This is a genomic window from Halorubrum trueperi (genome assembly GCF_042662525.1).
GTDB lineage: Archaea > Halobacteriota > Halobacteria > Halobacteriales > Haloferacaceae > Halorubrum > Halorubrum trueperi.
This window is the reverse complement of record NZ_JBHSXI010000003.1, coordinates 1-9,322: the sequence shown is the minus strand read 5'-3', so window position 1 is coordinate 9,322 and position 9,322 is coordinate 1. Positions and strand designations below refer to the sequence as shown.

Below are 9,322 nucleotides of genomic sequence, written 5' to 3'. Positions count from 1 at the left end.
TAGTGCTCTCGTGCATCCCGTGGCGTGTCGATGAACGGCGCGTCAGCGGCGTAGCCGTGACGCGCCGCGCCGTGATCGTCGTACTTTCCGTTTAGGTACGTACAGTCGATGTTGACGGGAAACTCGACGGTCCAACTGTGACCGTCGAGTTTCCCTGTCAGGTCGTGTTGGATGACGCGGCTCCACCCTTCCGAGAGTTCCTGCTGAATCGCTTCACCCCACCGGATGATCGAGACCACATAGGCGTAGTTGTGTGTCTGTAACAGCGTGAGACACTTGCTGTCGTAGAATCCGCGATCAAGGTAGACGGCCCTGACCTCGGTGTCAAGGCCGTCGAGAACACCGAGAAACTCAGCGAGGACACTGCTGGCGGTGTCGCCGTCGTCAAGACGGCGCACCGCCAGCGTGTAGCGTTTGTTCCGCACGCGTGCGTAGAGTGTGGCAAGCGTGGAACGCAGTGGTCCCACGCTTTCCTCCGAGTGATAGAGGCCGTCTGTGTCGTCTTCGTCACCGTAGTAGGGCCGCAGGTGGAGGTCTGCGCAGACCTCCACCTGCTCGGGGAGGAGTTCGACGATGTCTCGGCGAAGAAGGGTGTTAGCGAGTCGTTCGAGCCGTTCGGGCTCGAACTTCGTCTGGAGGTGGTAGAGGATTGTGTTCGCCGATGGTGAGTCTTCGCTGGAGTTGCACAGTGTCGAGATCGAGGTCCCGTCGGCGGTTGCGCCGAAGAGGGCCTCGTAGATGTCCTCTGCATCGATTTCAACGTTGTTGGCGAGGTTCAGAGAAACTTCCTCGTCAAGGCGGTTGACGAGGAAGTTAAGGAGCTGGTCTTCGGATTTCACTGTCTACTTGCTGCTGTTTGCTAGGCACATTCGCAGCAAGCAGACGTTCTAACTAACCGGCTTTGTGAGGTACTGAATCTAGGTTTCAGCGACGTCACTACCGGTGGCGACCACGTCAGTCCGCAATTCGGCGGTGATCACCGCCAACGAGCTAGAGGTTAATCGATAACGGGTAGCGTAACCACTGAAGGATGTCAATCCGGCAAGTAACAGCGATAGACTCGTTCCAGTAATCCGGTGATAGCGAATATATTATATGCGTGGATTTTGATAATCCTGATATGCCACAGGACGTTCCCGTGCAAGCCGTCCAGACATCGTACCAGATACTCGAGGCGTTGATGGAGTTGGGCGGCGCAGGGCCTATAGAACTGGCAACTCGGGTAGGTCTCGCTGAAAGTACCGTACACGACCATTTGAGCACGTTGGAACAACTCAACTATGTAACAAACGAAAACGGACAATACATGATCAGCACACGGTATCTCGAACTGGGAATACGGTTGCGGAACACGATGGAGATCTACGAGGCCGGGAAAGGCGAGATAAATCGGCTCGCAGAGGAAACGGGCGAACATTCCGTGATGATGATCGAGGAAAACGGTCTTGGAGTGATGCTGCACCTCGCTAGTGGAGATACTGCAGTAACGATCGATCCGTACCCCGGAATCCACGTGAAGTTACATACATCCGCGATGGGCGAATGCATTCTGGCTTATCTTCCTGATGAACGGGTCGCCGAAATTGTTGAACACTACGGACTTGAGGCAGAACAAGACGAAATATCGAGGGAAATGGGGGAATTGGAAGACAGACTGTCGGCTGTTCGCGATGAAGAGTATACGGTTGGGTTCGCTGGTGACGTCGAGGGAGTCCGATGCGTTGCCAAGCCAATTTTGAGTAACGGGACCGTCTATGGGTCGATTGGTGTCTGTGGGCCCAAGAATCGAATTCTCGCTGAAAACAACATCCAGGATATTGGCAAGGAGATCCTACAGGCAGCGGACGTAATCCAGGTAAATCTCGCCCACTCGGACGCTGCCTGGACGAACCTTTAAAATCGTCCGGCGCTGCCGGATTCATATTGTATAATCCGGTGCAGCCGAAGATTTATTATGGGTGAGCGCTACGGATTGGGTGATGGCATCATATAGCACGATAAAGCTGTCAATCACGGACAACGGTGTTGCGAACCTCGTTCTGGATCGCCCAGAGAAGCAGAACTCACTGAGTCCGGAACTCCACCACGAGTTACTCGACGCTCTCGACACGGTTGAGGAAGAGAATGGGCGTGTGTTAGTGATCAGCGGAAACGGGGACGCGTTCTGTGGGGGGATGGACCTCGAACGAGCATTCCTCCGGCCTCGGCGGGATGGGCCGCAGGAGTTCATACAGGCGAACGCAGCGATCCTTGAAGCGATGACGCGTCTGAAACACTATCCGATCCCCACAGTCGCCAAAATCGACGGCTGGACGTTTGGAGGTGGATACGAACTCATGGGTGTTTGTGACTTCGCCATCGCGAGAGACGATGCGACATTCGGACTTTCGGAGATAAACTTCGGCATCTTCCCTGGTGGCGGAACGATGTGGGCGACTGTCCACACCATGAACCGGCGCAAGGCAATGTATTATGCGGCGACCGGCGAAACGTTCACCGGGAACGAAGCCGAGGAGTACGGTGCCGTCACAATGGCAGTTCCGGGAGAGGAACTGAATCAAACAGTAGACGACCTGGTCGAGTCACTACTCGAGAAGAACCCTGTCACGCTTCGATTCAATAAGGAAGTTTTCGAGAAATCCCGGTACATGACCTTCGAGGACTCCGTCGACTACGAGATGGCAAAGATGGAGGAGATGAGCTACCTCCAGGGCGAAGACTGGATAGAAACCGCGCTGAAACAGTTTGAAGACCGAGAGTTCCGGCCCGGACTTGAATCCTACGACACAGGGAACACAGATGACTGACGTTCGTACGGTTAACGCTGCACTCGAACAGCTGGCCGAATGGCGCCCGAATCACACGGCCTTCGTCCAAGCGGAGACTGGACGGCGTGAGACGTTCAGCGAGGCCAACGAAATCGCACGGAGTCTGGCGAACGGACTCTCGGATAACGGGGTGGGTAAAGGTGACGTCGTTGCACTCCTCAGCCGGACGACCGTCGAACATGCCCTGTCCTACTTCGCCGTCCAGAAGGTAGGCGCGATCCCTGCAACGCTCCACAATCGCGAAGCACCAAACAAGATCGTTTCCCTTGTCGATCAAGTGGGAGCGAAGGCACTGTTTTTCCAGCCTCAATTCGCGGATACCGCCGAAGCTATCAGCGACCACACCGGCCTGGACCTGATCGTCGAATATGATCGAGACGGAACGGCCGAGATTTCCGGCTTCGGCACGCCGTTGTCGACTCTCCTAGATGAAGGGGCGTCCCGGTCAGTGGGCGTTGACGTTAACCCATCGGATCCAGCCTTCATCAACTTCTCGTCGGGAACCACGGGGAAGCCCAAGGGCATCGTGCACACGCACGAAGAGGCGATCGAATGCGCACACGCCGGCCAATTCATCTTCAGCCCCCACAGTGATGATACGATGTTGAACCCGTTTACTCCCTCGTTCATCGGCTGGCAGAACATGACCCTGCCAATCGTCAACGCCGGAGGGAAGTCAGTGATGGTCGAGGAATGGAACCCGGAGCTGATTCTCCAGATGGTCGAAGACGAAGAAGTAACCATCATCCTGCTGGTGCCGACCCAGTGGAAGATGCTACTTGACGCAGATATCGACAGGTACGACCTCTCGTCGGTCCGGCTTGGAGGCTACGCGGGTGAAACGATGGGTGAGGACCTCTTCAGACGGCTCAGAGAGGACATCACGGAGAACTTCTTCACAGTCTATGGCACGACGGAGACGATGGACTGTGGTATCGCACTGCTCCCCCACGAGGTGACGGAGGAGACACTCGCCAGCGTCGGGAAACCGGTGCCAAATACCGAGGTTCGTATCGTGGAACCCGACTCCCACGATCCGTCGGCCCCAGTCGGACAGGGTGAGGCTGGGGAGTTGATCCTTCGTGGTCCATCGATCGCCGAGGAAGTGTGGGACGACCCGGAGACTACGGACGAAATCTTCCACGAGGAGGGGTGGTGGTTCTCGGGCGACCTTGCACGGGTCGGTGACGATGGAAACGTCTACATCGAAGGGCGAACCGATAACATGATCATCAGTGGCGGGATTAACATTTACGCCGAGGGGGTCGAGGGTACTATCGAAGCTCATCCTTCGGTCGTTGAATGCGCCGTCATTGGAGTCCCACACGATCAGTGGAACGAGGCGGTCAAGGCGTTCGTCGTCACCAGCGACGACGTTACGGTCGGGGAGCTTGACGAGTGGTGCAAGAACAACGATAACCTCGGCAACTACCAGCGTCCTCGTGAGTGGGAGTTCGTCGACGAACTCCCCCGGACGAACACCGGGAAACTAAACCGGAGTGTGTTACGCGAACGGGAGGACATTTCTTCATGAACTTTCAACTCTCCGACGAGCAGGAGCTGATGCGGGATGGGATCCGGAAGATAGCGGCCGATTACGACCAGAGTTACTGGCAGGAAATCCACGAGGAACAACGGTTCCCCACTGAAATCTATGACGATCTCGCGGAAGGAGGCTGGCTCGGCATCGTGTTTCCAGAGGAGTACGGAGGGGAAGGCCTGGGCCTGTTAGATCTCGTCCTCTTGATGGAAGCTCTTTCAGAGGAAGGTGCCTGGGAGGCGGCTGTAGGGTTCGTTACTGGCACGGTCTTCGGGGGACTTTCCGTCCTCGCCCATGGCACCGATGAGCAAAAACGAAAATACCTCCCACCTATCGCGGCCGGCGAGGAAACGTGGGCATTAGGGGTGACTGAACCGGACGCAGGACTGAATACAACGAATATCTCAACGTCTGCCGAACGAGACGGTGAGGAGTTCGTGATCAACGGGCAGAAGCAATTCATCTCGGGGCTTGACGAGGCGGAGCGAATGTTACTTCTCACGAGGACCACCCCGATGGCCGAGTGTGACGATCCTCGCGAGGGACTAACCATGTTCATCGTGGACCCTGCCGATGACGCAATTGAGTATAACGAGATTCCCCTCGATCTGTACTTCCCCGATCGAACGTTTCAGGTACACATTACGGATCTCCGGGTCTCCGAAGATCAGATTCTCGGGGACGAGGGCAACGGGATGATGCAGGTGTTCGACACCCTCAACACCGAGCGGATCACAACGGGGGCAGGCGCGCTGGGGGCAGGACTATGGTGTTTGGATCAAGCAGTCAACTACGCGAACGAACGCGTCGTCTGGTCAGAGCCGATTGGTGCTCACCAGGCGATCCAGCACCCGCTCGCAGACGCCCACGCCGATCTGGAAACAGCCAGACTCGCTGTCCGCAAAGCGGCTTGGCAGTATGACGAAGGGGCGGGGAACGTGGGCGAGGCCGCCAACGTTGCGAATCTCCAAGCCGGGAAGGCAGCGTGGAACGCCGCCGAGGCGGCTATGACCACGTTTGGTGGGATGTCCGCATCGGCCGAGATTGGAATTGCCGCTGCGTGGGGCTTCCTCCGGCATTCTCGGACCGCGCCTGTGACTGAAGAGATGATTCGAAACTATCTCGGCCAACACGTCCTTGGATTACCCCGGTCGTATTGATGGCCCACGGTGTTCACTCAGAACGACTGACCGTTGGCGATCTTGCGTTCGTCCGTCACGCGTTCGCCCGACCACACGTAGACCCGGTCAATGTATTCGTGATTGGATCTACGGTCATCGATACTGGCCACCCGTCGGAACCAACGCTCCGGTGGTTTCGCGACCAGGAAGAACTGGATCGGGTCGTGTTAACCCACTCACACGTCGATCACGTCGGGGCGAGCATCGGTCTCAAGTCCATCGCTCGCCTTCCTCACGTCGCGTTTCAGGGGGTTTTCGACGAACTAACAGACCTTGAGGCTCGGATGGCTAGGATGAGAGACCACCTCCACGGAAGTGGGAATTCGGAAGGATACCCTCAATCCTTCGTCAGTGAAGAATTCCCGCCCGACCTCCCCCACTACGACGTGACCCAGTCTACGTCGGTTTCAGATGGGGATACCATCGATATCGATGGCATGCGGTTCGAAGTCCTCCACACGCCTGGCCACGAGTACAATCACCTCTCCCTCTGGTGCCCGTCTAGTGAGGTCGCATTTGTCGGTGACGCCGTGATGCCCTCTGCCAGGTTTGACGTGGGGGTGGTGAACACGAGCGTTGGCGACTACCTCGAAACGCTCGAGCGACTATCGGAATTAGGGGCTGAAGTGCTGATTCCGTCTCACGGCGACCCAATCACCGATGTATCTAGCTTCATCGAGAACTGTCTAACGAATGTCAATGAAACGATCGACCAGGTCCAGACCGTCACGGATCGCCTGCGGGACCCAGTCGACCTCAGAGAAGTCGCGGTCGAGGTGTTCGAACCGGAATCCGGAATGGCGGCGAAATACTTCCAAGATGTAACGGCGGCTTACGTTAGGTACCTCGACGACGATGGGTCCCTCTCCCTCATCGACACAAGCGGGGAAACGCGATAACTACTCGGGGACCGATCTCCCGAGGTCAGGTCTTCGGACACACTGCCTGTCAATTTCGAAATCAACTGCTTGGAAGCGTTTGTTGAGTGTACGGCCGGCCTTTACAGCCTCGTTCAGAACATTCAGTGATACCTTCACCACTCCAGGAGAACACGTCTACGTCTGTATCCCTCACAGAACGAACGGGACGATCGGCGAAATCACGGTTGAGAGCTGAACGTCTCCAAGGTCATCAGGAGGCATTGTTCGCATCACGATGCCTCCTCGCTGTCGAAGACGCTCTCGAGGGCGGTCGCCGGCAAGGCCGACCGCGAGAATCTTGAGCGCATCACCGACAACATTCTCCTGAACGACACCGAGGATGCTCGGGGCCAGATCAAGCTCAGCTTTGCACGTTGTCGAGTTGACATTATAACTGTCGAAAGCGGCGTAAGAAGCGTTCTACACGGGATTCACGAATTAACCCAACAGATGCGAGAGATCAGTGGAGACGATGAAGACGAGCTTCATGCTGTTTGATCCGTCAGCGGAGAGCGTAGAGTGACCCCCTGAACCACTCTGTTCCGTTTGAACACCGTCTTAGCCGCCATTTTCGGTCGATAAAGTGTTAGATTCTCAACGTGCAAAGCCGAGTAATATCTTTACTGTGTTTCTCAGTAACAATCCGCTCAAGCGGAGTTGGATCCCTCGCTCAATCGGGGTTTCGGCGTGAAAACTTGGTACACAAATTTTACGGGATGGCGTCACTACGGCTGCGGAGGTGGGCGATCTCCGACATGGGTGCTCAGAAATTCCCACGTCTTTCTCAGAGAAAGTCCGTCAGATACACGTCTGACTAGTCTGAACAGTGCCTGAGTCGACAGCCCCGCTTTTATGTACGTAGCGTACGTTGGGGTCCCCCATGCCACCGACAGTAGACAACATCGGGATTGCAGTTACTGATCTCGACGCGGCCGAGTCGTTTTACGAACAACTGGGGTTCGAGGTCGACCGGTATTCCTCCGAGGAAGCCGCGGTCCGACCAGCCTCGGAGTCGGCGTACCTCTACGTGTTCGAAACCAGCAATGAAACGACGACCCATCGCGATGCGGAGCTCTTTGACAATCCCGTCGGCATCGATCACGTATCTGTTCGCGTCGATGACGTCGACCAGACCTACCGAAACCGAAAGGAGGACGTCGCGTTCTTCCTGGAACCGACGACCGACGAGGACTGGGGCCTACGCATGGCAGGCGTCCACGATCCCAGCGGCAACGTCCTCTACTTCATCGAACACCAAAACGAGTAGCGGCTGTCCTGGCGCCTGACAGCGTCTGCGCTGCAGCCACCCATTCGTCCGCGTCAGACGTCGGGCAGTGTGCCGCCGAACTCCTCGATGAGCGGCGGGACGACGTCGAACAGATCGTCGACGATGGCGTAGTCGGCGATGTCCATGATGGGCGCGTTCGGGTCCGTGTTGATCGCGATGATGGTCTCGGCGCCTTTCATGCCCGCGACGTGCTGGACGGCCCCGGAGATGCCGATGGCGATGTAGACGTCCGGCGTCACGACCTTGCCCGACTGGCCGACCTGCCGGTTCTTCGGCAACCACCCGCTGTCCACGATGGGGCGCGACGAGGAGAGGGTCGCGTCTGTCGCCTCCACGAGCGCCTCGATGAGTTGCAGGTTCTCCTCCTCCTCGATGCCGCGGCCGATGGAGACGAGGAACTCCGCCTCGCTGATGTCGACGTCACCGCTGGCGACCTCCTCGTAGCCGGTGATGGCCGTCTTGATCTGGCTCTCGTCGATGTCTGCGTCGAACGCCTGGACGTCGGCGTCGCCCGCGCCCTCTGCCTGGGCCCACTCGGCTGGGCGGATCGTGACGACCGCGTTGTCCTCGGCGACGTCGATGGTCGTCTCGACCTTGCCACCGTACTGCTCGCGCGTGACGGTGAGGTTACCGTTGTACTCCAGATCGACCGCGTCGGTCACCAGTGGCAGGTCGAGCCCCTCTGCGCTTGCGGGGACGTAGTCCATGCCGTTGACCGAATTCGGCGCCAGCAGGAACTGCGGGTCCAGCTCGGCGTAGAGTTGCTCGACGGCCTGCGTGTAGATGTCGTGGTTGAACTCCTCGCCCTCGTCGACGGTGTGGATGGCGTCGACGCCCTCGCGGTTGACCTGGTCTGCGACGGTATCGACGTCGCCGCCGATGACCGCCAGGTGGACGTCACCGCCAGTCTCGTCTGCCAACTGGCGCGCGGCGGTCGCGATCTCGTAGCTGACGTCACGCACGTCACCACGGCGGTGCTCGGTGACTGCGAGCACGTCCGTCATCCCTCGACCACCCCTTTATCACGCAGGAAGGTCGCAAGCTCCACGGCGGTCTCCTCGGGGCTGCCTTCCCAGACGGTAGCGTCGCCCTCGGATTCGGGCTCGTACATGCCGGTCATCGCGAGCGGGCTGTCGACGACGCTCTCGTCGACACCGAGGTCGTCGAGCGACTGCACGTCGAGCGGCTTGGACTGTGCCTGGCGGATGCCGCGCAGGCTCGCGTAGCGCGGCTCGTTGATGCCGGACTGGATCGTCAGGACGGCCGGCGTCTCGACGTCGGTAATCTCTTCGACGCCACCCTCGAGTTCGCGGTGAACCGAGGCGACGCCGCCCTCGACGTCGAGATCGAGCTGGTTGACGACGGCTGCCCACTCGAAGCCGATGTTCTCGGCGAGTGCGACGCCCGTGGCACCGTTGGACTCGTCCCCGGACTGGACGCCCGACAGGACCAGATCCGGATCCTCTTCTTCGACGATAGCAGCCAGTAGCGCCGCCTTGGAATCGACGTCGAGGTACGCCGCACCCTCGATGGCGTCGTCCCACACGCGGATCGCCCGGTCTGCA

General features: G+C 58.2%; 9 protein-coding genes and 1 pseudogene. 7 read left to right on the top strand and 3 right to left on the bottom strand.

Going from position 1 to position 9,322, the window contains the following annotated elements:
• Positions 1-839, bottom strand: an 839-nt coding sequence (locus ACFQEY_RS05225; protein ID WP_379765430.1) for an ISH3 family transposase, incomplete at its 3' end; no start/stop codon positions are given.
• A 281-nt stretch (positions 840-1,120) separates the two neighbouring features.
• On the opposite strand from ACFQEY_RS05225, the gene ACFQEY_RS05220 reads away from it, so the two are divergent.
• The 7 genes and pseudogenes from ACFQEY_RS05220 to ACFQEY_RS05190 all read left to right on the top strand — a co-directional run bounded on the left by ACFQEY_RS05220 (position 1,121) and on the right by ACFQEY_RS05190 (position 7,736).
• Positions 1,121-1,897: an IclR family transcriptional regulator gene (locus tag ACFQEY_RS05220; protein ID WP_379765427.1), complete on the top strand. Its 777-nt coding sequence runs from the start codon at positions 1,121-1,123 to the stop codon at positions 1,895-1,897.
• An 82-nt stretch (positions 1,898-1,979) separates the two neighbouring features.
• A complete protein-coding gene (locus tag ACFQEY_RS05215; RefSeq protein WP_379765424.1) occupies positions 1,980-2,807 on the top strand; it encodes a p-hydroxycinnamoyl CoA hydratase/lyase in 828 nt (275 codons plus the stop codon).
• Positions 2,800-4,362 (top strand): class I adenylate-forming enzyme family protein, encoded by a 1,563-nt coding sequence (locus ACFQEY_RS05210; protein ID WP_379765421.1) that lies wholly within the window; start codon positions 2,800-2,802, stop codon positions 4,360-4,362. Before ACFQEY_RS05215 ends, ACFQEY_RS05210 begins: the two co-directional genes overlap by 8 nt.
• Positions 4,359-5,528 (top strand): acyl-CoA dehydrogenase family protein, encoded by a 1,170-nt coding sequence (locus ACFQEY_RS05205; protein WP_379765418.1) that lies wholly within the window; start codon positions 4,359-4,361, stop codon positions 5,526-5,528. The genes ACFQEY_RS05210 and ACFQEY_RS05205 overlap by 4 nt, the downstream gene beginning before the upstream one ends.
• Positions 5,528-6,448 carry an MBL fold metallo-hydrolase gene (locus ACFQEY_RS05200; protein ID WP_379765415.1) on the top strand — a complete coding sequence of 307 codons (921 nt, stop codon included), beginning with the start codon at positions 5,528-5,530 and terminating at the stop codon, positions 6,446-6,448. Before ACFQEY_RS05205 ends, ACFQEY_RS05200 begins: the two co-directional genes overlap by 1 nt.
• A gap of 285 nt (positions 6,449-6,733) precedes the next feature.
• A pseudogene (locus tag ACFQEY_RS05195) lies at positions 6,734-6,829 on the top strand (cell division control protein 6); the annotation flags it as partial.
• Between the two features lie 520 nt (positions 6,830-7,349).
• Positions 7,350-7,736, top strand: coding sequence for a VOC family protein (locus ACFQEY_RS05190; RefSeq protein ID WP_379765412.1), 387 nt, complete (start codon positions 7,350-7,352; stop codon positions 7,734-7,736).
• A 53-nt stretch (positions 7,737-7,789) separates the two neighbouring features.
• On the opposite strand, the gene ACFQEY_RS05185 is transcribed toward ACFQEY_RS05190, so the two are convergent.
• The gene (locus ACFQEY_RS05185; protein ID WP_379765409.1) at positions 7,790-8,761 is read right to left on the bottom strand and encodes an electron transfer flavoprotein subunit alpha/FixB family protein; all 972 of its coding nucleotides are present in this window, start codon (positions 8,759-8,761) and stop codon (positions 7,790-7,792) included.
• On the bottom strand, positions 8,758-9,322 hold a 565-nt coding region (locus ACFQEY_RS05180), incomplete at its 5' end, for an electron transfer flavoprotein subunit beta/FixA family protein (RefSeq protein ID WP_379765406.1). The genes ACFQEY_RS05185 and ACFQEY_RS05180, both read right to left, overlap by 4 nt.

Excerpts from the sequence above, each read along its gene's own strand:
- ACFQEY_RS05220 (WP_379765427.1), top strand. The coding sequence starts at position 1,121 with ATGCCACAGGACGTTCCCGTGCAAGCCGTCCAGACATCGTACCAGATA.
- ACFQEY_RS05200 (WP_379765415.1), top strand. The coding sequence starts at position 5,528 with ATGGCCCACGGTGTTCACTCAGAACGACTGACCGTTGGCGATCTTGCG.
- ACFQEY_RS05185 (WP_379765409.1), bottom strand. The coding sequence starts at position 8,761 with ATGACGGACGTGCTCGCAGTCACCGAGCACCGCCGTGGTGACGTGCGT.
- ACFQEY_RS05215 (WP_379765424.1), top strand. The coding sequence starts at position 1,980 with ATGGCATCATATAGCACGATAAAGCTGTCAATCACGGACAACGGTGTT.
- ACFQEY_RS05210 (WP_379765421.1), top strand. The coding sequence starts at position 2,800 with ATGACTGACGTTCGTACGGTTAACGCTGCACTCGAACAGCTGGCCGAA.
- ACFQEY_RS05190 (WP_379765412.1), top strand. The coding sequence starts at position 7,350 with ATGCCACCGACAGTAGACAACATCGGGATTGCAGTTACTGATCTCGAC.
- ACFQEY_RS05205 (WP_379765418.1), top strand. The coding sequence starts at position 4,359 with ATGAACTTTCAACTCTCCGACGAGCAGGAGCTGATGCGGGATGGGATC.